The 22,552-nt window shown below is 55.8% G+C and carries 24 protein-coding genes; 13 read left to right on the top strand and 11 right to left on the bottom strand.

Translation table 11 applies throughout. The features are described 5' to 3' along the window. Nucleotides 1–74 precede the first annotated feature (74 nt). Complete coding sequence (locus LH86_RS15985; RefSeq protein WP_039303303.1) at nt 75–629, bottom strand: NAD(P)H-dependent oxidoreductase; 555 nt, start codon at nt 627–629, stop codon at nt 75–77. Nucleotides 630–729: 100 nt separating this feature from the next. Here LH86_RS15985 and LH86_RS15980 point away from each other — a divergent pair, with 100 nt between their 5' ends. Beyond that, on the top strand, nt 730–1,605 hold the full coding sequence (locus LH86_RS15980; RefSeq protein ID WP_231562697.1) for a LysR family transcriptional regulator: 876 nt from the start codon (nt 730–732) through the stop codon (nt 1,603–1,605). A 7-nt stretch (nt 1,606–1,612) separates the two neighbouring features. On the opposite strand, the gene LH86_RS15975 is transcribed toward LH86_RS15980, so the two are convergent. Beyond that, a complete protein-coding gene (locus LH86_RS15975; RefSeq protein WP_039303296.1) occupies nt 1,613–2,668 on the bottom strand; it encodes an NAD(P)H-dependent flavin oxidoreductase in 1,056 nt (351 codons plus the stop codon). Between the two features lie 91 nt (nt 2,669–2,759). On the opposite strand from LH86_RS15975, the gene LH86_RS15970 reads away from it, so the two are divergent. After that, nucleotides 2,760–3,608 carry a LysR family transcriptional regulator gene (locus LH86_RS15970; protein WP_039306265.1) on the top strand — a complete coding sequence of 283 codons (849 nt, stop codon included), beginning with the start codon at nt 2,760–2,762 and terminating at the stop codon, nt 3,606–3,608. On the opposite strand, the gene LH86_RS15965 is transcribed toward LH86_RS15970, so the two are convergent. After that, complete coding sequence (locus LH86_RS15965; protein ID WP_081943022.1) at nt 3,591–4,766, bottom strand: YbfB/YjiJ family MFS transporter; 1,176 nt, start codon at nt 4,764–4,766, stop codon at nt 3,591–3,593. The genes LH86_RS15970 and LH86_RS15965 overlap by 18 nt on opposite strands. 122 nt (nt 4,767–4,888) lie before the next feature. Beyond that, nucleotides 4,889–7,573 (bottom strand): ATP-binding protein, encoded by a 2,685-nt coding sequence (locus tag LH86_RS15960; protein ID WP_081943021.1) that lies wholly within the window; start codon nt 7,571–7,573, stop codon nt 4,889–4,891. Between the two features lie 108 nt (nt 7,574–7,681). Here LH86_RS15960 and LH86_RS15955 point away from each other — a divergent pair, with 108 nt between their 5' ends. Further along, a complete protein-coding gene (locus LH86_RS15955; protein ID WP_039303286.1) occupies nt 7,682–8,893 on the top strand; it encodes an MFS transporter in 1,212 nt (403 codons plus the stop codon). A gap of 48 nt (nt 8,894–8,941) precedes the next feature. On the opposite strand, the gene LH86_RS15950 is transcribed toward LH86_RS15955, so the two are convergent. Continuing rightward, nucleotides 8,942–9,925 (bottom strand): Ppx/GppA phosphatase family protein, encoded by a 984-nt coding sequence (locus tag LH86_RS15950; protein WP_039306261.1) that lies wholly within the window; start codon nt 9,923–9,925, stop codon nt 8,942–8,944. A 213-nt stretch (nt 9,926–10,138) separates the two neighbouring features. Between LH86_RS15950 and LH86_RS15945 the strand changes: the two genes are divergently transcribed. Next, nucleotides 10,139–10,945, top strand: coding sequence for a 5'-nucleotidase, lipoprotein e(P4) family (locus tag LH86_RS15945; RefSeq protein WP_039306259.1), 807 nt, complete (start codon nt 10,139–10,141; stop codon nt 10,943–10,945). A 32-nt stretch (nt 10,946–10,977) separates the two neighbouring features. On the opposite strand, the gene LH86_RS15940 is transcribed toward LH86_RS15945, so the two are convergent. Next, a complete protein-coding gene (locus LH86_RS15940) occupies nt 10,978–11,883 on the bottom strand; it encodes a LysR family transcriptional regulator (protein ID WP_039303283.1) in 906 nt (301 codons plus the stop codon). 95 nt (nt 11,884–11,978) lie between these two features. On the opposite strand from LH86_RS15940, the gene LH86_RS15935 reads away from it, so the two are divergent. Then, a complete protein-coding gene (locus tag LH86_RS15935; RefSeq protein ID WP_039303280.1) occupies nt 11,979–12,875 on the top strand; it encodes an MBL fold metallo-hydrolase in 897 nt (298 codons plus the stop codon). Further along, nucleotides 12,872–13,825, top strand: coding sequence for an alpha/beta hydrolase (locus tag LH86_RS15930; protein ID WP_039303277.1), 954 nt, complete (start codon nt 12,872–12,874; stop codon nt 13,823–13,825). The genes LH86_RS15935 and LH86_RS15930 overlap by 4 nt, the downstream gene beginning before the upstream one ends. Before the next feature lie 112 nt (nt 13,826–13,937). Here LH86_RS15930 and LH86_RS15925 read toward each other — a convergent pair whose 3' ends face one another. Further along, entirely contained in the window at nt 13,938–14,573 is a 636-nt protein-coding gene (locus LH86_RS15925) for a DUF421 domain-containing protein (RefSeq protein WP_039303274.1), read from the bottom strand. A gap of 9 nt (nt 14,574–14,582) precedes the next feature. Beyond that, nucleotides 14,583–15,029, bottom strand: coding sequence for a DUF3290 domain-containing protein (locus LH86_RS15920; protein ID WP_039303271.1), 447 nt, complete (start codon nt 15,027–15,029; stop codon nt 14,583–14,585). Nucleotides 15,030–15,237: 208 nt separating this feature from the next. Here LH86_RS15920 and LH86_RS15915 point away from each other — a divergent pair, with 208 nt between their 5' ends. The 4 genes from LH86_RS15915 (at nt 15,238) to LH86_RS15900 (ending at nt 18,267) form a co-directional block, all read left to right on the top strand. After that, complete coding sequence (locus LH86_RS15915) at nt 15,238–15,627, top strand: RidA family protein (protein ID WP_039303268.1); 390 nt, start codon at nt 15,238–15,240, stop codon at nt 15,625–15,627. 23 nt (nt 15,628–15,650) lie between these two features. Continuing rightward, on the top strand, nt 15,651–16,625 hold the full coding sequence (locus LH86_RS15910; protein WP_039303265.1) for a threo-3-hydroxy-L-aspartate ammonia-lyase: 975 nt from the start codon (nt 15,651–15,653) through the stop codon (nt 16,623–16,625). 17 nt (nt 16,626–16,642) lie between these two features. After that, nucleotides 16,643–17,290, top strand: coding sequence for a helix-turn-helix transcriptional regulator (locus LH86_RS15905; protein ID WP_039303262.1), 648 nt, complete (start codon nt 16,643–16,645; stop codon nt 17,288–17,290). Nucleotides 17,291–17,391: 101 nt separating this feature from the next. After that, nucleotides 17,392–18,267 carry a dienelactone hydrolase family protein gene (locus tag LH86_RS15900; protein WP_039303259.1) on the top strand — a complete coding sequence of 292 codons (876 nt, stop codon included), beginning with the start codon at nt 17,392–17,394 and terminating at the stop codon, nt 18,265–18,267. Here LH86_RS15900 and LH86_RS15895 read toward each other — a convergent pair. Together LH86_RS15895 and LH86_RS15890 are read right to left on the bottom strand one after the other, a co-directional pair. Continuing rightward, on the bottom strand, nt 18,228–18,980 hold the full coding sequence (locus LH86_RS15895; protein WP_052045597.1) for a BPL-N domain-containing protein: 753 nt from the start codon (nt 18,978–18,980) through the stop codon (nt 18,228–18,230). The genes LH86_RS15900 and LH86_RS15895 overlap by 40 nt on opposite strands. A gap of 96 nt (nt 18,981–19,076) precedes the next feature. Further along, nucleotides 19,077–19,991: a LysR family transcriptional regulator gene (locus LH86_RS15890; protein WP_039303253.1), complete on the bottom strand. Its 915-nt coding sequence runs from the start codon at nt 19,989–19,991 to the stop codon at nt 19,077–19,079. 121 nt (nt 19,992–20,112) lie between these two features. Between LH86_RS15890 and LH86_RS15885 the strand changes: the two genes are divergently transcribed. From LH86_RS15885 to LH86_RS15875, 3 genes are read left to right on the top strand one after another with little or no spacing between them, the layout of a single operon-like run. Beyond that, the gene (locus LH86_RS15885; RefSeq protein WP_039303250.1) at nt 20,113–20,850 is read left to right on the top strand and encodes an SDR family oxidoreductase; all 738 of its coding nucleotides are present in this window, start codon (nt 20,113–20,115) and stop codon (nt 20,848–20,850) included. Nucleotides 20,851–20,875: 25 nt separating this feature from the next. After that, nucleotides 20,876–21,772, top strand: coding sequence for an SDR family NAD(P)-dependent oxidoreductase (locus LH86_RS15880; RefSeq protein ID WP_039303247.1), 897 nt, complete (start codon nt 20,876–20,878; stop codon nt 21,770–21,772). A 60-nt stretch (nt 21,773–21,832) separates the two neighbouring features. Continuing rightward, nucleotides 21,833–22,093 (top strand): hypothetical protein, encoded by a 261-nt coding sequence (locus tag LH86_RS15875; RefSeq protein ID WP_039303243.1) that lies wholly within the window; start codon nt 21,833–21,835, stop codon nt 22,091–22,093. Nucleotides 22,094–22,101: 8 nt separating this feature from the next. Here LH86_RS15875 and LH86_RS22610 read toward each other — a convergent pair whose 3' ends face one another. Next, a complete protein-coding gene (locus LH86_RS22610; RefSeq protein WP_156107031.1) occupies nt 22,102–22,248 on the bottom strand; it encodes a hypothetical protein in 147 nt (48 codons plus the stop codon). Between the last annotated feature and the right edge of the window lie 304 nt (nt 22,249–22,552).

The following is a 22,552-nucleotide window of genomic DNA, read 5'->3' as shown; positions in this document are numbered from 1 at the left end:
AAGTCAGTGCTAATCACTTGTGATGAGGTAGACGAATCAGCGCGAGAAATATTGCTAAAAAAAAGAAAAAAACTTCAAAGTTTGTTTTCCCGCCACCGGGTAAGCGCCTGCGCATAGGCTTCTGCCTGCGTTTTCAGCCCCGCAGCGTCAAGCTTATCGGCAGTGTAGACCACAAACGGGGTATTCCATGAAAGGCTACAGCGGTTGGCCGTGGCCCTAAGGGGGGCTAGCAGAGATTCGATGGTAAAAAGATTACGGCCACTCGGCCGATAAGCCTCTTCCACGTTACCGGCGGTGACCGCCACGAACAGCGGTGTCCCCTCCAGCTTTTGCCCTTCCTCCTCGTAATTCAGGTAGAACATCCGGGTCAGCACCGCATCCTGCCACTGGCGCATAATGGCCGGCATGGAGTACCAGTGAATCGGGAACTGCAGCACAATGCGGTCGGCGGCAAGTAACCGGGCGGCTTCACGCTCGCCGTCGCGGTAAATATCGATCCCGTCAGGGTAAAGCGTCTGGATATCGACCAGCTCAACGTGTTCCAGTTTTGCGGCTTCTTGCGCCAGCGCGGCATTGGCGCTGGAACGGGACAAATCCGGGTGGAAAAGTAAAATCAGGGTTTTGCTCACGGGGCGTCTCCTTGGGTTGATGAGACGATAATGGCGAGGCCGTGAAAATTACTCCAACAGATAATAAAGATAATCTATTATCTGTCGTATGAATTTAAGAATGCTTGATCTCAACCTGCTGGTGATGCTGGACGCCCTGCTTGACGAGGCGCATGTCACCCGTGCCGCAGACAGACTTTGCCTGTCACAATCTGCTACGTCTGCGGCTCTTGCCCGCTGTCGCGATCTTTTTCACGACGAACTGCTGGAGCGTGGCAGAGGCACCATGCGGCTGACGCCTTTTGCTCAGTCCCTTCGTGCCCCGCTGAAATCCGTCCTGGGTGACATTACTGAACTTATCGACCCGCCGGTGATCCCGCTGCATCAAATTAAGCAAAAACTGCGGATCACCATGGCGGATTTCCCGGCGCTGTTCGTGCTGGTGCCGCTGATGCAAAACCTTCAGCAGTCGGCCCCGGGGATTGACCTCATCGTTCAGGGTTGGGCTGGAGCGGAAGAGGCCGAAGCCGCATTACTTAACGGCACCACGGACATTGCGATCTCGGTCTTTCCTCAGCCTGCTGCAGGCATCCACAGCGAGCTATTGATGGATGAGCATTATGTCGTGGCGATGCGCGAAGGCCATCCAGCCGCGGCCGGGTTCAGTCTTGAGCGCTGGCTTGCCTCGCCGCACATCATCACCTCCGGCAAAGGGGAGAGCGTTACCCCAGTGGATGCGGCACTTTCGAGGTTGGGATTACGCCGCCGCGTCGGTCTGGTCTTGCCGAATTTCCAGATGGTGCCGCAGTTGCTGCTGGCGTCGGATATGTTGGCCCTGCTGCCTTCCCGCGTCAGCCCTTTTACTGAAGGGCTGGTAGCCTTCCCCGCCCCTGTCACGTTACCGGGGTTCTCGCTCCACCTGGCCTGGCACAAACGCCGAAGCCAGGATATTGCCCTGCAGCACGTCGCCGCTATTTTGATGGCATTGTTGAAGTAACTCTGTTTTACAGCCCGGCTTCACGCACGAGCGTTTGCAGGAGTTCAGCCGCCGGCATTTCACGGATCAGATTCACCCCCTGCCCGGCCCAGTGGGCGCTATAGCCTTGATGTCCCTGTTTCTTGGCGAGGTTTGCAAGGGCTTTACCAATATCGTAGGCCACAGGATAAGCCGGCACGGCGTGCTGGCCAGCCGTCCGCCCGTGGCGGCAGTAATCGTTCTCCAGGCTTCTCGCCGCTCTGCCAGAAATGGCATGGGTCATCTCCGTCTGGTGTGACTGACTTGACTGAAGCCGCTTTCGGTAGCCATCGTCGGCGGCGGACTCGGGGCAAAGCAGAAACGCGGTGCCCAGCTGCACCGCATCCGCCCCGATGCTTAGCATGGCGTGAATTCCGGCCCCGTCCATAATCCCCCCGGCGGCAACAACCGGCAGCGTGACCTGTTTTTTCAGCAGCTGCACCAGCGCAAAGGTGCTGAGCTGAGTATCGTGAGCCTTTTCGTCGAACATCCCGCGATGTCCGCCGGCTTCAAAGCCCTGAGCCACTATCACATCCACGCCGCTGGCCTCAATCAGCGAAGCCTCTTCGGGCCGGGTGGCGGTGGCAAGTGTCACAATGCCTTTGTTGCTAAAAGACTGAACAACGTCGCGCTCAGGCACGCCAAAATGGAAGCTGACCGCTGCCGGAGTCGTTTCCAGCAGCATCTCCAGCATCGCTTCATGGCCGATAAAACTTTGGTAAATTTCACTGAGCACTTCTGGCGGCGTGCCGCCAAATTTAGCAAACAGCGGGTGCAGACTGTCAATCCATGCTCGCTCCAGCGCCTCATCTCGTTTTGCCGGCTGATGGCAAAAGAGATTCACATTGAACGGGCGTGAGGTTAGCGCCTGCGTTTTCAGAATCGCGGCCCTGGCCTGCCCGACGCTGCTTGCGCCCACACCCAGCGAACCAAGTCCACCGGCATTGCTAACCGCCGCCGCCAGTTCCGGGGTCGAGACGCCCGCCATAGGCGCCTGTATGATGGGATGGTCTATCGCGAGCAGTTGGGTAAGGCTACGAAACATGAAGGCACCTCAGGAAATGAGAGATTGAAGGCTTAACATCTTATTTGAAGATGTTAAGATCAAGATCATTGTCATATTGAGAATGAAAAATATGAACCACACCACACTGCAGATGTTTAAAATCGTCGCTGAAGAACAAAGCGTGACGAAAGCCGCCCAAAGGCTTGGCCGCGTACAGTCGAACATCACTACCCGCATTCAGCAGCTGGAAGAAGATCTTGGCGTCGCTTTGTTCGTGCGTGACAGCAAGAAAATGATCCTGTCGCCGGAGGGCGAAAGTTTTCTTTCCTACACAAAAAAAATACTTAGCCTGGCGGAAGAAGCCCGGCAGGCGCTGCATCCGGGGAAACCCGCGGGTGCACTGAATATGGGTTCAATGGAAGCTACAGCCGTCAGCCGCCTGATGCCGGTGTTCCAGCAGTTCCATCGCCGGTACCCTGATGTCGCACTGGCCCTAACCACCCAGCCCACGCAGCAACTTCTGGAGCAGGTTCGCCACGCTTCGCTGGACTGTGCCCTGGTGAGCCTGTTGCCGGATGCCGGGGGGCACATTCAGTGTCCGGAAGATCTTGAGTCCATGGATGTGTTCACTGAACGCCTGGTGTTGCTCGTACCTGAAACCGCCAGCGGCAATAATCCTCGCCTTGCCGCTTTTCCTCGAGGGTGTTCTTACCGGGCGCGGGGTGAGGCTTTGCTCAACGCACAAACCCTTGTGGAGGTGCAGGACGTCAGCTCTTATCACTCGATGATCGCTTCCGTTGCCGCCGGACGATGCAGCGGCGTGCTGCCGGAAAGCGTCGCGGCGACGCTGACTCTGCCGGAGGGAACACAGCAACAGTTTGTGGCTGAAGCTCTGACACAGCTTGTCTGGCGCAAGGGCTATCGTTCCACTGCACTTGAGGCGATGAAGCAGATTCTGGCCTCAGCCAGCAACCTTTGAACGTCCCATCAGCACCAGCCCACCGGCCAGCAGCAATGCGCCGGTGGCGGCGGCTAATGACCCGTTAAAACTGCCCGTTATACCGTAAAGTTCCCCGGCAACCAGCGGCCCAATAATCTGCCCGATGCCATAAATAGCGGTCATCGCCGCGATCATATTAAATCGCACCAAATGCGCCAGCCTCCTGGCTTCCGGTAAGGCTATCGTCACCGTGCCGGTGAACGTAAAGCCCACCAGTACCGCACTTAACAGGCAAAAAAGCAGTGAGTGGCTAAAGGCCGGAAGTACGACGCCCGCGGCCTGAACCAGTAGATTGGCGGCAAAAGCGCGGCGATAGCCATACTTTGAGACGATTTGATGCCAGATAAAACAGGACGGTATCGCGGCCAGGCCAAAGAGAGCCCAAAGCTGCACCGGATCCAGCGTACTAAGTGACCCGGAAAGAAAAAGCGGTAAATAGGTGGCCGTAATGATATACCCGAACCCGGCCAGGCCGTAGATAACCAGGAGTTTCCACGCCGCTTTAGCTCCCCCTGCTTCCGACGGAGCCTGACTGGACGCCTGCGTTTGGTAGTCGATGAGATAATTCGGTGGGCTAAGCAGCAATTTGAACACCAGCGCAAACAATAGCAGCGCAGTCAGCCCACACAGCAGCCAGATTTGCTGGCTGGTATAGCCATAAGCTTTACCCAGCGCGATAAATTCCGCAGATAAAAAGATCCCCAGCCCAACCCCGGCATAAAGCACCGGCGCCCCGGTATGGTGTTTCATGTGCTGCAGTAGCCACAGTGAAGCCGCAATCAGCGACACCGCGCTCAATAGCCCGGCAAAACCCCGAACCGCCACCACCGCCCACGGCGATTTCGTCCATGCCAACAGAAGCAGGCAACCAATGGTTAACCCGACGGAGGCCATGTTTAACCGCCGCGCGTCGGCAGGCTTAGCTTTCGCCAGCAGTAAGGCACCAATGAGATAACCTGCGTAGTTAGCCGATGCGGCGAGGTTACCCTGATGCAGCGACAGCAGCCCTTCTTTCAGCATCACGGGCAGAATGCCGGTATAGGAAAAGCGCCCGTAGCCCATACCTATCGCCAGCACCACCGCACCCGCAAGCGCCAGCAGCAGCGCACGAATTTCTGGCCTGAAATGCATTGTCATGATCCTCACCGATTAAATCTCTAAATATGAATATTATTTTTATTTAAATCTTATTTTGAGATTAATGTCAGCGAAGGCAACAAGCAAGCGGCTTTTCTGCCGCTTTGCATGTCACCGGAAGATCAAAGCTGATGCAGATCGGTTTCTATGCGTTGCATCCAGCCTTTGGCCGTCTGGGTTTTCGCCAGCAGCAGCGCAGACTGCAGCGCCATGCTGAGTTCCAGGCCATATTCTGGTTGGCCGCCATAGCGAATGTGCGCCTGAACCCGCATCAGCTCGGGCAGGTTCCACAGCGACTGGTTGACGTCCAGCGCGGACAGCCGCTCCGCGATCAGCACCTCGGCTATCTCTGGCTGGCCTTTTTGCGCCAGCGCTGCGGCGAAATCAGAGAGAAAAAGTGAATAAGCAGGATCAAAACCATTGGCCTGCAGCCTGGCAAGCATGGCGAGGATCTGCTGGGGAAGTACCGTTTCAGGCTGCTGGCGAAGCCTGCCCCAGAAGGTAAATGCGGCCGCATAAAGCCGCCAGAAGCCCAGGCCGTGTTCCAGGGCGATGGCCTCAATCTGCGCAGCTACCTGCAGCACTCCAGCGATATCTCCGGTTAAGGCCGCCAGCGTGCAGGTGCCTTCCGCGAGGGCGGCACACAGCGAACAGGCGTGATCCAGCGCCCGGGCTTCTTCCACCGCCAGCTGCGCCGCTCTTCTGGCTTTGGCTATATCGCCGGTCACCCACAGCGCCCGCACCAGGAAAGCCCAGCCCGCCACGCGCTGATCCAACCCAAAGCGGAAAGGCGCCCTCTGGCTGTCATCATCCACTGTGCGATCCAGCAAAGCCTGAATTTCGCTGAGCGCGGCCTGCTGCTCGCCGGAAAAATGCAGCGCGGTGCCCACAAGGCGACGGGCGGTTAATAGCGCGCCGTAATCCCCGCTTTGTGTCGCCAGTTCAGCCATTTTTTTGCCGTTCTCTGCGGCTTCGGCGTAACGGCCACTGCGCAGGTGATACAGCCACAGCCCGTACTCGGCCTGTAACTGCATTTCCACGTCGCCAAGAGCGCTGGCAAGCTCCCCGGTTCGCCGCCAGGCCTGGCCATTTTCTTCGATGGGTCCCTGCGCCCAGCCCAGCGCCGAGCCTAAGGCCGCCTGCATCAGCATCTCTTCGCGCGGCGTGGCCTGACCATTGTGCGAATCGTTAATTGCGGCGGTAATCCGCTGGCGGCACTCGCCGTGCAGCGAAAGCTGGATCCAGAACGGCGTGGCGTTAGCGAGAATACTTCGTCCCAGCGGGGCATTTTGACCCACGCCAAAACACCAGTCTGCCGCTGCCCGAAGATCGTCAATTAAATAACCATACTGACGGCGCCACTGCGGACTGGACTCTTCGGCCCAGGCAACTCTTGCCTGCACCATGCTGTCGGCCACAAGTTGCGCATGACGAAGAAAGAGTTGGGCGCTGTTTTCGGCCAGCATCTGGCGAGCGTACGTGCGCACAATGTTGAGATAGCGATACCTGGCCGGGCGCGTGCCCGCCTGCAAAACCAGCAGGGATTTCGCCACCATGCTGGCCACAACGTCGCTGAGATCTCCCTGGTTTAACAATCCTTTCGCGGCGGCAAGGTCAAATTCACCGGGAAACACCGCCAGGGCATGAAACACTCGCTGTTCCTCAGCCGTAAGCAATTGGTAACTCCAGTCCAGCGCCTCGGTGAGCGTTCTGTGTCGGGAAGTCGTAAGTCCTGGCGTTTCGGGTAATGTTTCCCGCCCGCTCAGGTCGGCCAGCACGGCATCAGGACCCAGGCTGGCAACGCGAGCCGCCACAATTTCCAACGCCAGCGGTACGGCATCCAGCAACCGACAGAGCCCCAGGATCGGCCCGGTGTTCTCTTCGCTCAGGCGGAACGTGTAATCCACTGCCTGAATACGCTGTACCAGAAACTCAACCGCGCTAAAACTTTGCGCCTCGCTGGCGGCCAGTAGCGCTGGGGGCAAAGTTAGCGGCCCGACGCGGTATACCTGCTCTCCTTCAAGCCCCAGCGGAGACTGGCTGGTCAGCAAAATGCTCAGTAATTCGTTTCTCTGTAGCTGGTGCTCTATTTCCCGTGCACAGGCAACCGACAGATGCTCACAGTTATCAATTACCAGCAGCGCGGGGCGAGACTGTAACTGCCCCGCCCCACGAATACCGGCCAGCGCAGCACGCAGCACAGGTGCCGGATCTGCCCCGGCATTCAGGCTGGACAAATCAGCAAAAAATACACCATCGGGATAAAGGCTGGCCGACTCGCGCGCCACTTCCAGCAGCAGTCGGGTTTTGCCGATGCCCGCCGGGCCAGCCAGCGTACAAATAGTATGCTCGATCAGCCGTTTTCTGATTTCGCCCAGCTCCCTTTCGCGCCCTATCAGCGGCGAACGGGGACGAGGTAAAACCGCTGAAGGGGCAGCTACGGGCAGCGATGACGTGGCCGCCTGCAGTTTATTCACCGTGGCGGTAAAGCAGTAACCCCGGCCAAACACCGTGGTGATGAGATTGCGGTCGGGACCAAAAATTTTGCGTAAGGCGGAGATTTGCGCCTGCAGGTTATTCTCTTCGACGATCTCTTTCGGCCAGACGGTAGCCAGCAGCGTCTCTTTGGTCACTACCTGCCCCGCTTCACTGACCAGCAGCCGGAGCACCGCCATCGCCCGCTCTCCCGGCTCCAGCTGAACGCCGTCCCTTAGCAGCAGCCCCAAATCGGGAAACAGCTGATAACGGCCAAAGACCACCATATCGTCATCTCTTTCTGAGCGGGGTTGCGTCTCGTCGGCAGGCATAGGCTTGGTCGCTTTTCAGGTGATTTCAGAAGTCTGAAATTCTAGGGCAAAGATTGCGGGCGAACAATCGTTCAGCATCAGGGCTCGTCCTCTCCAGAGAGAAAAATCATGTCGGATAATCCGCTGAGCGTCACCCTGAACCGCCCGCCCGAGGCGGAGAAAAATTCGCCTTTAACCTCCACTCTGCTGCTGATCATGGCGGTGGCCTGCGGGGTGTTTGTCGCCAATGTCTACTACAACCAGCCGCTGCTGGAACTGCTTCAGCAGGCGTTTCCGGGGCAGCTCGCGCTGGTCAGCCTTGCGCCGACGGCAACGCAGCTTGGGTTTGCCTTTGGTTTGTTTTTGCTTGTGCCGCTGGGTGACAAGATTAACCGCCGCACGCTGATCCTTTGCCAGTCCGCCGGGCTGGCGGTCGCGCTGGCGTGCCTCGCCTTAGCGCCCAATGTAGTCACGATTGTTATTGCCTCTGCTGCGGTGGGTGTGACGGGTTCCGTTGCCCAACAAATTGTGCCGTTTGCCGCCGAGCTGGCTAAACCTGAACGCCGTGGGCAGGTCGTAGGCACGGTAATGAGTGGCGTGCTGTGCGGCATATTGCTTGGGCGAGCCGTGGGCGGTTTCAGCGGCGATCACTGGGGATGGCGGGCGACTTTCTGGTTAGGCTGCGTGGCCACAGCCTTCGGCTGGCTGATGCTGTTCTTTACCCTGCCGCATCACACGTCGGGCAATAAACAGATCTACATGACCCTGATGCGCTCGCTGGTTTCTCTGTGGCGCGAAGAACCGCTGCTGCGCCGGGCGACCTTAATACAGGCAGCGCTGTTTGGCTCGTTCATCGGCCTGTGGACCATTCTGGCATTACAGCTGCACGCCGCTTTTCATCTTGGCGCTGACATCGCCGGTATGATGGGCATTGTAGGCGCCGTAGGCATCCTGATTGCGCCGCTTGCCGGACGGATTGCCGACCGCCGCGGGCCGTATGCCGTGATCGGACTTGGGGCGCTGGTCATGGTTATCTCTTTTGCGGTGCTGGGGCTGTGGACCTCTCTCACCGGGCTGGTGATTGGCATCATCCTGATGGATCTGGGCGAGCAGTCGGCGCTGATCTCTAACCAGCATGTGATTTACGCCCTGAGGCCGGAAGCTCGCAGCCGTATTAATACAGTTTTTATGAGCGGCATGTTTATCGGCGGCGCGCTGGGATCCTGGGCCGCGAGTCTGATGTGGCGGCTGGGGGGCTGGGAACTGGCATCGCTGCTGGGCGGTGGGCTTAGCCTTCTCGGACTCATCATTCATCTGATCGGACTGCGAAAACGCGGTTAGTACCACATGCGGCGGCACGAAAATCGCCGCCGCCTGAAGCATAAGACGTTACTGAATCAGCACGCCCTGGACGAGGTTGGCCTTCACCACGGTTACCTGAGGAATTTTCAGCGCTTCCATATAGCCCTGAACCAGCAGCAGGTTGCTGACGTCCGTGGCCCGGTAATCACCACGCAGCTCGGAATCTCCTTTCCACACCTGGCTGGCGGAAGCTTTTTGCAGATCGGCGAGGGTGTAGACCTTTTCATTGAGCTGCTTGCTGACGGAGAAGTCATGCACTCCGCCGATGCCCACGACCGTACGCTTAGCCAGCGCCTGTTTCATCTCCGGGCTGACGTGAGTAGTGGCATAGAAGCGAACAAACCGCAGCACGCCGTCGCGCAGGGAACCAATCGGATTTGGCGAGCTAACCTCATGCAAATCTTTGTTTTTCACCACGTCGATGATGTAGCTCTTCAGCGTGACGGAGGCCAGTTTGCCCTGGTAAATCTCCGGCTGCCATTTGTCGTGTTTTTGCAGCCATGTCGTCATTTGCATCGACCCGCCGCCAATGTCCCAGACCACCATCTGGTCGTCTGCCAGCGGCACGGGCATCGAGGCTTTGGCGGACAGGAAGCCCAGCTCGGCTTCTTGTTCCTGAGTAATGATTTTTAGATTCACCGGCGCAGCCCGGTTAAAGGCATCGATCGTCTGCTGGGCGTTAGACGCGCTGCGGAAAACAGCGGTTGCCACGCCGTTAAAGCGGACAGGATGATAGCGGGCAGCCTCTGCAGTTAGCTCACGCAGTGCCGCCTGCCCCTGCTGTTGAATGGCCGGGCTAAGCGTATTGTCGGCGGATTTGGATAAATCTTCGTTAAAAGCAATCGGGCGCTGATCCTCGAACAGCACTTTGTTGATGCGCTGCTTGCAGGTGTCCACTTTGGCGACCACCAGCTTGGTGGTGCCGGAGCCCATATCGATGCCCGCCCGGGTCTCCTCACAGCCTGCGGCGTGGGCCGCGAAGCTGATACCGGGTAAGGCCGCCATCACCATCAGGGGAAAAAAATTGCGTCGAAATATTTTTGTCATATTGAGTATCCAGTGTCGATCCATTAAAAAGCTATTGATAACGTAGCTTTAATATTCGGTAAAACAGTTTTTAATAATACCTGCTGATTTTGTTAAAGAAAGTCCCCGCATTGTTCAGTGCCGGGGCTGGCAGGTATCAATGGCGTTAATGATAAAAGCAAGGGTAAGGATAAAAAGATGAAGAAAAGTTTATTGGGTGGCGCGGTAGCGCTGGTGCTGGTCAGCCTGACAGGGTGCGCTAATCAGCAACAGGCGGCGGATCAGAAGCTGGCCAGCCAGACGGTGATGGCGGTGGACTGGTTCCAGCAATCCGGCGAATACCGTGCGCTGGCGTACCAGTCATTCAACAGTGCTCGTGCCGCGTGGGATCAATCCGCTAAACAGGGCAACGCTAAGCGTGCCGTGATTGTGGATCTGGATGAAACCATGCTCGACAACAGCGCCTACAGCGCGTGGCAGGCGAAAAACAACAAAGCGTTTGACGACAAAACCTGGTCCCAGTGGACTCAGGCTCGCCAGGCGCTGGCCGTCCCGGGCGCGGTGGATTTTGCTAACTACGTGAACAGCCATGGCGGCACGATGTTCTATGTGTCCAACCGCGACAGCAAAGACTTCGACGCCACCGTTGCCAACATGAAAGCCCTGGGCTTCACCGGCGTGAGCGATAAAACCGTGCGCCTGAAAACCGACAGCTCCAACAAGCAGGCCCGTTTTGATGCGATCAAAGCCGAAGGCTATGACGTGATAATGTACATCGGCGACAACCTGAACGACTTCGGCAAAGCGACTTACCACAAGGATCAGTCCCAGCGTCAGCAGTTCGCCAGCGACAACCGCAACAAGTTCGGCACCCAGTTTATTGTGCTGCCGAACCCAATGTACGGCGACTGGGAAGGCGCTTTAGCGCCAAACTATTACAAGCTCAATACCGCCCAGCAGGCCGAAGCGCGTGAAAATGCGCTGCGTACCTGGTCCGGGAAATAAGCTGTCTTACCCCACCCGTGCGGTGGGGTTTTTTATGCCGCCACGCTGGCCTGAAGCTGCGCTCTAAGCCAGCGGTGGGCTGCATCATCGTCAAACCGGCGGTTCCAGGTGGCATACAGGCTGAAATGGCGAACGTCAAACGGCAACGGGAATGCATCAAGCACTTCGTGATAGCGAGACAGAAAACGGGCCGGTAGCGTGCAGACCAGGTCGCTGTTCTGCAAAATCAGCGGCACCAGACTGTAAAACTGCACGGAAACGCCCACCCGGCGTGCCAGGCCCTGGTCAGCCAGCAAATCGTCAATAAATCCCCGAAACCCGCCTCCCTGGCCGGACACTAAAATGTGCTCAAGACTGGCATAACTTTCCAGCGTCAGCGGCACATTTCCTCTCGGATGGCCTTTTCTCTGCGCCAGTTGGAACGCCTCATCGACCAGCGGCAGTTGCTGCGCACCCGGCACGGCATCCCGTGAGGTTAAAGCAATATCGATTTCACCCGTTTCCAATTGGCTCTGAAGCCGGTTCGGCTGCGGGGCAATAAACGCAAAGCGAATATGATGCCAGCCGGCGTCGCGGGTAAGTTTAATCAAGCGAGGGGCAATAATCGCGGCGGCATTGTCGTTTGCCCCCAGGGTAAACGTGCGGTGCGCGCGGGCGGGATCGAATTCCGGCTGCTGCGCCACCACTTCTTCAAGCGTTTGCAGCGCCCGGCGCAAAGGTTCACGCAAATGCGCCCCCAACGGCGTCCGTACCATTCCTCTGCCCGACTGTGCGGGGATCAGGAGCTGATCCTCAAACAGATCCCGTAGCCTCGCCAGTTGAGCAGACAGTGCAGGTTGGCTGATATTCAACTTTTCCGCCGCGCGGGTGACGTTGCACTCCTCCAGCAGAGTATTCAATGAGGCAAGCAATGCAAGATTGTGACCGGAGAGATTCATGTAGCTTATACCTGGCATCCTGATTATCGATTTCACGGTACTGACTTATCTCATTAGCATCAACCGCAAGTTTAAACCTGATGAGATAACCTGCCGTGTTGAAATTCCAGCTCCATGATATTTCCGTTACCCGCGTGGTTGAACAACGCGGACCAGGGTTTACCCCTGATTTTCTTTACCCTGATTGGGATCCGGCTTTATTGGAGGAGCATCGTGGGCTGATGGTGCCCGAGTGCTTCGATGTGGTCTCCCGGCGTTTTATCGCCAGCATTCATAGCTGGGTGGTGCGCACCCGGCATCACACTATTCTGATTGATACCTGTGCAGGCAACCACAAAGAGCGCCCTTCACTGCCCCGCTTCCACCAGCTTGATTTGCCGTTTCTGAACCGGCTGTCGGAGGCTGGCGTGACGCCAGAGAGCGTGGATTACGTGATGTGCACTCATCTGCACGCCGATCACTGTGGCTGGAATACGCAGCTCATTGATGGCCGCTGGGAACCGACATTCCCCAACGCCCGCTACGTGTTTTCTCGCAAAGAATACGATTACTGGCTGACGCATCAGGATGATGAGGGTTTCAACGCCAACGTCTTCAACGACAGCGTCAGGCCAATTCTTGAGCGCAACCAGGCCCTTATTGTGGAAGGCACCACGGCCATTGCCGATGCGCTTCTTATTCACCCGACACCGGGGCACAGCCCTGGGCACATCACTTTTGAATTACTGAATAACGGGCATCGCCAGCGGGGCGGACTTTTCTGCGGCGACATCATGCACCAGCCGCTACAGGTTTATCGGCCGGCCTGGAACAGTCGGTTTTGCGCTGATCAGCAGCAGGCTCGTGAGTCGCGCCGCTGGCTTCTTGAACATGCTGCCGAGCATCAGAGCACCCTTTTTACCGCCCATTTTGCCAGCACCTCAGCCGGGCGCGTCACGCGCAGTGGGGACAACTTTGACTGGCATTTTATTCACCCGGAGGACGTGAAATGACACATGAAATTCTACGTAACGACTTTTATATTCCCACTACAACGCCAGGCATTGAGCTATATGTCCGTAACAAGAAACGTGGCGATTTCACCGCGATCCCTGGTGACCGCACGGTACTGTTTGTCGCCGGATCGACCTACCCGGCGTCGACCTCGTTTGATTTAGCCCTGGACGGCAGTTCGTGGATGGATAACCTGGCTCACGCGGGTTACGACGTCTGGCTGGTGGATGTACGTGGCTACGGCCAGTCATCAAAACCTGCAGAAATGGCCGAGCCGCCGGAGCAAAATGCGCCCGTGGTACGAACGCCGGTGGCCGTTAGCGATGTGGCTTCGGCAGTGGACTTTATTCGACGGCAGACGGGGCATGCAGCGATCAATCTGATTGGCTGGTCCTGGGGAGCGGCGCTGATGGCAACCTACACTACCGCGCACACTGGCGCAGTGAATAAGCTGGTGCTGCTTGCTCCGCAGTGGATCCGCGATACCCCCAGCGCTTCGGATACCGGCGGAGAGCTTGGCGCCTATCGGGTGGTCAAACGCAGTTCGGCCAAAGCCCGCTGGCTGAATGGTGTACCTGAAAGTGAGCGGGAAAGTGTGCTGCCGCAAGCCTGGTTTGACGCCTGGGCGGATGCGACGTTTGGACCCACCGAAGATGCGGCCATCAAAGCCCCTAATGGCACGGTGCAGGATAGCCGCGAAATCTGGTCGGCAGGTCGTGCGCTGTATGATGCCGCGCAGATCCGTGTTCCGGTGCTTATCGTTCATGCCGACTGGGACAGAGACTGCCCGCTTGAGTTGTCAAAAACGCTATTTTCGCAGCTAACCCAGGCTCCCTATCGCCGTTGGGTTGAAATTGGTGAAGGGACACATTCGGTCTTTATGGAGAAAAACCGCTGGCAGGTGTTTACCGCTGTCCAGCATTTCCTCGACGAGAATGCCCCTGGTTAAGGCACAAATCTGGGGGGAGACCGCGAGGCTCCCCTGGAAACGGACATACAAGGGATTAAGTGCATGCGTTTTTTATCTATACCCTAATAGGTCAAGCACTTAGTTTTAGATTTTATCTTTCATATCCGTATAAATTAATTCTGCCCGAGAGGTACTCGCCTAAATATACTTCGCTGATTTTATTGAAGCCTTGCTTGATAACTTCATTTTCTAACCAGTCGTTGTCCTTGTTAAGGATTTCGAGCAAATCATGGTTAGCTAAACCATCAACTATAATTGGGTAACGTATATTCTCATCACCACTTTGTATAATGGTTAATTGTCCATTTTGCTCAAGAACGACGCGTTTCAATTGTTCTATTTCATAAATGCCATTCGCCCTTAACTTGAACATCAAATCATTTGCAGAAACACCATTGCGTAAACACTCCTTAACATTAACACTGCCATTATGCACCAGGGTGATAGGCTTGCCATCAATAATTCTTTTGATCAGTCGATTGTTCTCTTTTAAAAATTTAAGGACAAAGACGAGGAAGGTCCATATAATTAACACCAAAACAAACTGTAGCACTGTTATCGATTCATTATAAATTACGCCACCGATAATCCCCCCGAGCACATAGTTCTGAACCTGGTCCATTGCGGATGAAGGCGCCAGGTTGCCCTTCCCCATGAGATTTATTTGAATAATCAGACACAGTATCCCCAGGCCCAATTTTATCATGATCGGCGTGTAAATTATCATTTCTGCTCCTCAGTTTTTTATGATTTCTATGCCTGGGTTTACTAACGACACCTCAACTAAACTATATGTTTTTTGATCCGGACTTAAATTGACGCGATAATAAAGATCATTGATTTTAACGATAATGCCATCCGAGAGTTGTACTGAATTTGAAAATATAGAATCCATATCTACTTCTTTTTCTTTTGATAACAACTTAACAAAGCTCACCATTTGTGATGATTGAGAATGTATATTTTGACTGTCGGTATAATCTGCATACTGAACACCAGAAATAAAGAGTAAAAATAAAAATACGATGATTGTTAAGTCTCGATATTTAGTTTGTAAGCGATGACGCATGTACAGACTAAAAAAAACGATCAGAGTAAATAAAGCGCTAAATATAATGATGTATTTTAAATAATCATTAATATTAGACTGCGTTTGTAGATAATCGATGCCATAAAATCTCATATAGTTATAATCCCTAACCCCTTAAGACCCCGTTTTATTATAGTAACATATTGCCATTTTCCGCTCTAACGGCTGCGATCCGCACTTTCTCCGTCCTTCCAGTTCACCACACTCTCCCTTGCGGCTTGCCATGTTGAAAATCACTTGATCAACATTTAGTCCAGATATAGATTGTTTGTCTAACTATGAGCTGAGCTTGAGAGGATTCATGGCCCCGGACATTACGCTGCGCAATATCGAACAGGTTCCTGCCCCCGTGGGGCACTATTCCCATACCGCCACCGCAGGCGGTTTGGTGTTTATTTCCGGCCAGCTTCCCGTGGCTGCGGCCGGCACGCCTCGCTGCGAAGCGCCCTTCGAAGAACAGGCGCAGCTGGTGCTGCAGAATATTGAGTCTTGCCTGGCCTGCGCGGGGGTGACGAAACAACATCTTGTCTCCGTGCGGGTGTACATCACGGACATCAATCTCTGGCCGTTGTTTAACAGCCTCTATGCGGCGTGGATCGGCGAACATCGCCCTTCCCGTGCGGTGGCTGGCGTAGCACAACTCCATTACGGCGCGGCGCTCGAAATTGAAGCCGTGGCGCTCTCTGAATAAGACAACCGTTTAAAGGTGGCAAAATGAGTGAATTAGTTCTCCCCGTTTATGAAGATGTGGTCGCAGCAGCAAAACGCATTGAGGGCCATGCCAACCGCACCCCGGTCATGACATCCCGAACCGTGAATGAAGAGTTTGGCGCCGAAGTCTTTTTCAAATGTGAAAACTATCAGCGGATGGGTGCGTTTAAGTTCCGTGGGGCCATGAACGCCCTCGCTCAGTTCACGCCGGAGCAGAAAGAAGCTGGCGTGGTGGCCTTCTCCTCAGGGAACCACGCCCAGGCGATTGCGCTCGCCGCAAGGCTGCTGGGGATCCCGGCCACCATCGTGATGCCGGAAGATGCCCCGGCAGCCAAAATTGCCGCCACGCGTGAATACGGCGGCAAAGTCATTCTCTATAACCGCTACACCGAAGACCGCCAGCAGATTGGCAAAGATCTGGCGGAAAAATATGGCCTGACGCTGATCCCGCCTTACGACCATCCACACGTCATTGCCGGCCAGGGCACGGCAGCGAAAGAGCTGTTCGACGAGGTTGGCGAGCTGGACGCGCTGTTTGTCTGCCTGGGCGGCGGCGGCCTGATTTCCGGCTGTTCGCTGGCGGCGCGTCACCTCTCCCCCAACTGTAAAGTCTACGGCGTGGAGCCGGAAGCCGGGAACGATGCCCAGCAGTCGCTCCGGCATCGGCAAATTGTACGTATCGATACGCCAAAAACCATCGCCGACGGTGCGCAAACCACCTTCCTGGGGGACTACACCTTCCAGATGATTTGCCAGAACGTGGACGACATTTTCACCGCCACTGATGAAGAGCTGATCGACTCAATGAAGTTTTTCGCCGAGCGGATGAAAATGGTGGTCGAGCCGACGGGCTGCCTTGGTTTTGCTGCGGCGCACGGAATGAAAGAGAGCCTGCGCGGGAAGCGAATCGGGATTATCATCAGCGGCGGCAACGTCGATATCAGCCGCTACGCTGAGTACCTCGCCGGCCCGCGTTAATTAACAGGAGAAATAGAGTGTCAAAATCAGAAAACAGTGCCCTGCTCGACCAGCTCGAAACCATCGCCCAGGGGTTGAGTGAAACCTTCGCCCCTTTTTGTGAGGTGGTGGTGCACGACCTGACGCAGCCCGAGCACTCTATTCTCTCCATCCACAACAACCTGTCCGGCCGCGAGGTTGGTCAGGGTGCTACTGAAATGGGGCTGGCGCGCATCGCCTCCCCTGATTTCCCGGCGGTGATCGCCAATTATGCTAACCAGTTTGCCGACGGACGCCCGGTAAAAAGTACCTCTATCGGGCTGAAAGATGACGCCGGGAACTATGTTGCCGCCCTTTGCCTTAACCTGGATATGACCTTGTTCAGAGGGATGCAAAGTGCACTCGCCCGCTTCACCGACACCAGCCCTGGCCCGGTGGAAGAACATATTGAACCCGCAGGCTCCGAAGCCATCCGGCTGAGAATCGATCGCTATGCGGCTGGCATAAGCACGACGCCGCGCGCGCTGAAAACTTCAGAAAGAATTGAGCTGTTGCAGACGCTAAAAAAAGAAGGATTACTGGATATCCGTAAGTCGATGGAAACCGTGGCGCAGCATCTGGGCGTTTCCCGGGCATCGGTTTATTTGTATGCAAAACAACAGCCGTCCGTAGACGACACGGCATAATTCAACCGCAGTAACTTTGCCAGGGCAGATAAATGGGTTCTTTGAAGTGGCGGATTTCGCCTCTATGTCAGGAGCCACAGCGCTCCGGTTCTTTCCTTCGCATGCTCACCAGGCTGCCGGTTGCGGCGCTTCTTCTCAGCGCCAGCGGCTGTAGCTCCCCCAGTAACAACGCTTCCTCATCCCTGAGGCTGGAAAGGCAGCTCAACGAACAGATTGTGATGTTGCCCGTGCAGATAGCGGGCCGAACCGTTGAGCTGGAAACCACCCTGTATAAGCCTCCAGGCAATGGCCCTTTTCCCCTTTTGTTAATGAACCACGGTAAAAATCCGGGCAATGCGCGCACGCAGCCACGTTCCCGCCATCTTCAAATCGCTTCGGTATTTGTTCACCGGGGGTTTGTGGTCGCGGTCCCGATGCGGGAAGGCTTTGCGGCCTCTGGAGGCGAGTATCCGAAAGACGGCTGCGATGTGCGCCGCCACGCGCTTGATGAAGCAGATGGTGTGGCTGCCGCCCTCAATGAACTGGTCAAACTGCCCTACGTAGACCGTTCGCGCATAGTGATTGCCGGGCAGTCGGACGGCGGGCTGGTGACAATGGCGCTTAGTACTCGTCAGCTTCCGGGCGTGCTGGGCGTGATCAATTTCTCGGGTGGTCTGCGCCAGCCAAAATGTGAAGGCTGGCAGCAAAATCTGGTACGCACCTATGGCGCGATAGGCAAACAGGCGCGCTATCCCTCGCTTTGGTTCTACGGTGATAACGATCAGCTCTGGCCGCAGCCGATGCCGCAGCAAATGTTCAGCGCCTACACCCACCAGGCCACCGGGGCAGCAAGCCGCGCCCGAATGGTTGATATTGGCACCTTCGGCCAAAACTCCCATGACTTTGCCGACAGCAAAGCAGGCGTCAGGCTTTGGTACCCACAAGTTAAAACCTTTGTTCAGTCGCTTGGAGTGCCGTTCGACCCCGTGTCGAAATAGCTAAGCAGCCGGGCCATTTTACTCTGAGGCGAAGTATGCCCGGCGACGCTGTTGTCAAACCAGCTGCCATCCGCCTCCGGGTGTGGCCCGGTCAGCACCACATTTCCTTTACCGTAGCGGAAGGTCGCTATTGCCACATCGCCATTGCTGTACCAGGCCACGGGCGTAAAGCCGCTGTTTTTCGATCCGGGAGTAAAATAAGGGCCGTCCTGATAATAAAAAGGCTCTTTTTTATTCCCCCAGCGGATATTCAGCGTGTAGTCACCTTCATCAGAGACGCCGGACCCAGACCGCCCAACCTCAGACTCAAGGGGCGTGTCGATAAGCCCTATCCAGTCTTTGTCCGCCAGATAAGCCCCCATGCACAGACCAAGATAACCTTTCCCGTGTCTCACAAACTCTCTGATAGCCCGCGCGCCGTCATCGCCAATGGCATCATACGCGGCCGGAATATCCTGCCCGCCGCCGGGTTGCACGTAGAGATCAAATTGACTCAGATTTTGCCCGGTGAGCTTGAGCTTTTCATTTTCACCGATGTAGGAAATGGCGATATTTTTCCCGCTATTCTGCAGGGATTTTGCCACCATTTCAGAACAGCCTTCGCAGCCCGCGGCTCCCCGGTATATGGCGATGTTTAAGGGGCCGGTGTTGGCTGCATGCGTAGCGAATGGGGATAATATAAAAGCGCAGAGCGCTAAGCGGAATATGTTCATCCGGGCATCCTGTCTCAAAAGCACTTTAGAGGAAGCCAGTATGGATGCCGAAGCCTTTTAAAAACCAGTCAAATCGCGGCGAGGTTTAGCAGGTGTTTAAGCCATCCCTTCGGCAGGAAACCGCGCGCTGTAAATCTCCTTCAGCCAGTCGATAAACACCCGCACGCGCGGTGAAAGCTGTCTGTTTTGGGTGTACACCGCAGAAACAGCGATGGTCGGGCTTTGCCAGCCCACCATCACTTCTACCAGCCGACCTTCGCTCAGCGCCTGTTCGACGTGATAGCGCGGGAGCTGAACCAGGCCGCAGCCACGCAGCGCGCAGATGACATAGTTTTCCGCTTCGTTGACCGTCACCCAGCCTTTAGGCGAGAAAGCCCGGCGCTCGTTATCAATAATGAACTCAAGGGGGTAATTCACGCCGCCCGTTGTCGAGAAAAAGTTAACGCACTGATGATGCTCGAGATCGTCCGGGTGCATGGGCACGCCAAATGCCGCCAGATAATCCGGGCTGGCGCACACCGTTTGAGGCAAGTCCGCGAGGTGACGGGCAACCAGCGAAGAGTCCTGTAATTTACCGGCACGCACCACGCAATCTATCCCTTCGCGCACCAAATCAACCAGCCTGTCGCCGCTGCTGATAATCAGTTCAATATCGGGATAGCGGCGGTGAAATTCATCCAGTTGAGGCAGGACGATGTGTGATGCATGCGTCCCCTGCAGATCGATTCGCAAAATGCCTCGAGGTCGCGCCACAACAGGACGCAGCGCGGCTTCGGCATCATTCAACTCCGCAAGAATGTATACACAGCGCTGGTAATACGCTTTGCCATCCTGGGAGACTCGCACATGCCGGGTGGTGCGCTCCAGCAAGCGACAGCCCAGCTGGCTCTCCAGCTCTTTAATGGCATTGCTTGCCGTGGCTCTCGGGATGCCGAGCTGATCGGCGGCCTGGCTGAAACTGCCCAGCTCAACAATGCGGGTGAACAGCTGCAGCGTGTCGAATTTGTCCATCTATTATTAACCATAACGGAATTATCTAATCAAATTAGCATCGTTTATCCCGAATACAAAAACATTAACAATGCACCCACGCCCACTCGGGGCGATCCATTCACAGCATCTGGAGAACAGCATGACAACTGCAAAGAAAACTGCCCTGGTGACCGGCGCTTCCCGTGGGATTGGCCGGGCTATTGCTGAAAGACTGGCCCGCGACGGCTTCACCGTCGTCGTCAACTATGCCGGGAATAAAGCCAGCGCCGATGAAACGGTCCAGGTGATTAAAAACAGCGGTGGGAACGCCGTGGCGATTCAGGCGGATGTCTCCTCTGAAAGCGACGTCACCCGTCTGTTTGCCGAAGCGAAAGCCATCCACAACCAGCTGGACGTGGTGGTACACAGCGCAGGCGTTATGCCGATGGTGAAAATCACTCCGGCAGGCCTCGCGGAATTCGACAAAATCATCAATACAAACCTTCGCGGGGCATTTATGGTGCTGGCAAATGCCGCTGAGTCGCTGCAGGAAGGTGGCCGCATTATCGCCCTTTCAACCAGCGTTATTGCCAAATCATTCCCGGCCTACGGCCCTTATATCGCCTCCAAAGCCGGGGTTGAAGGCCTGGTGCACGTCCTCGCCAACGAACTGCGTGGCCGCAATATCACCGTTAACGCCGTTGCACCTGGGCCAACCGGCACTGACCTGTTCCTGAACGGTAAAACCGAAGAGCAAATTCAAACCATCGCCAACCTCGCGCCGCTCGGGCGCATCGGCAAACCAGACGAAATCGCCAGCATTGTGGCCACGCTGGCGGGTCCGGACGGTAGCTGGGTGAACTCTCAGGTGATCCGCGTAAACGGCGGCTTTGCATAAGATCGGCGACGAACAGGAGAAAATTATGCAACAAGTTATTCTGATAACCGGCGCATCCAGCGGCTTTGGTGCTTTATCCGCACGCGCCCTCGCCCATGCCGGGCACACCGTTTACGCCAGTATGCGGGACATCACGGGCCGCAATGCGCCTCAGGTTGACAGCCTGAAGGATTACGCGTGGCATCACAGCGTTGATCTTCGGGCTATCGAGCTGGACGTGCAATCCGAGACTTCGGCGAAGGAGGCAGTTGCACAAATTATCGCGGAACAAGGGAGGCTGGACGTCGTGGTGCACAATGCCGGACACATGTCCTACGGCCCCGCCGAAGCATTTCTGCCGGAACAGTTCAGCCAGCTTTTCGATATTAACGTGCTGGGGACGCAGCGGGTTAACCGGGCGGCGCTGCCTTATCTGCGCGAGCAAAGAAAAGGCCTGGTGTTGTGGGTTGGCAGCAGCAGTACGCGAGGCGGTACCCCGCCTTATCTGGCACCCTATTTTGCCGCCAAAGCCGCGATGGACGCCGTGGCCGTCAGCTATGCCGCCGAACTTAGCCGCTGGGGGATTGAAAGCTCGATTCTGGTACCGGGCGCTTTTACCAAAGGTACCAATCACTTTCTGCATTCCGGCAAGCCTGCGGACAGAGAACGTGAGCTGGCCTGGACCCAAACTGGCCCGACGGCCGGGCTGGAAGATGAAGCGCTGAAAGGTCTGGCGGCCTGTGAGCCAGAGGATGCCGATGTTGCCGATGTCGCGGCAGCGATGGTGGATATTGTGAATGCGCCGTATGGCAAACGTCCGTTCCGCGTGCACGTTGATCCCTCTGACGACGGTGCCGAAGTGGTCAACGCCGTAGCTGACCGCATCCGCAAAGAGTTTTTGCAGCGCATTGGTTTAGGCGATCTGTTAACTCCCCGACAGTAAATCCCCAGCCTGCGGCTTATCTCGCAAAGTTAATCCGCAGGCCATTTCCTGGAGTATTTTATGCGCACGTTGTTATTTCTGCTGAGCGGCTTTTTGCTTGCCAGCAGCTGTTACCTGCTTATCCGGCTGTTTGCCCCGGACTATCCACCAGCCCAGGCCGTGATCGCCCGAGGCTTTGCTGTGCTGTGGTGCCTGATTGCTGCGGCAAATATGCTGATCGGGGTGATTAAAGCAGGCTACGGCTGGGGCGAGGAGCTGGCCATTTTTGCGGCGATCTTTGCCCTGCCGGTTGTGCCGTTCTTGTGGATTGTTGAGCGCTAATAGGGAGATTACTCGTCAGACGCTTCGATAGTTTGCATTAATGCCAGAAACGTCCGGCGACTGTAGGTTTCGTGGCTGCACAGCACTTCATACAAATTGTCATGAATATACTGTTGCTGGCCCGTTTCGTGAAAGCCGTTTCGCAGTTCAAACACTTTCCGTTTTATTCGCTGCTGAATGTTCCCCGCATCGTTATTCAGTGGCTCGATACAAAGCGTCAGATCAGCCTTGAGCTGCCTTAGAGCCCCGCAGCCGTAGCCAAGCGAGCGATACTGCTGATCGATGGCGAATCAATCCCTCTTACATATCATGTTCTAAGGTAGTGATACCCGCTGCGCCATCAAAGTATTGTTATATTTTGCTCGCAAAGATGGTTCTTCAACTTCCGCTTCTGGCACAAAGCGGACAGCCTTGTTGGGCTAAATCCGCTATGAGCGGAAAGCAGATATTCCATAACTA

It is taken from the genome of Cedecea neteri, assembly GCF_000758325.1.
GTDB lineage: Bacteria > Pseudomonadota > Gammaproteobacteria > Enterobacterales > Enterobacteriaceae > Cedecea > Cedecea neteri_B.
The sequence above is the reverse complement of the archived record's forward strand: the minus strand, read 5'-3'. Positions and strand labels throughout refer to the sequence as shown.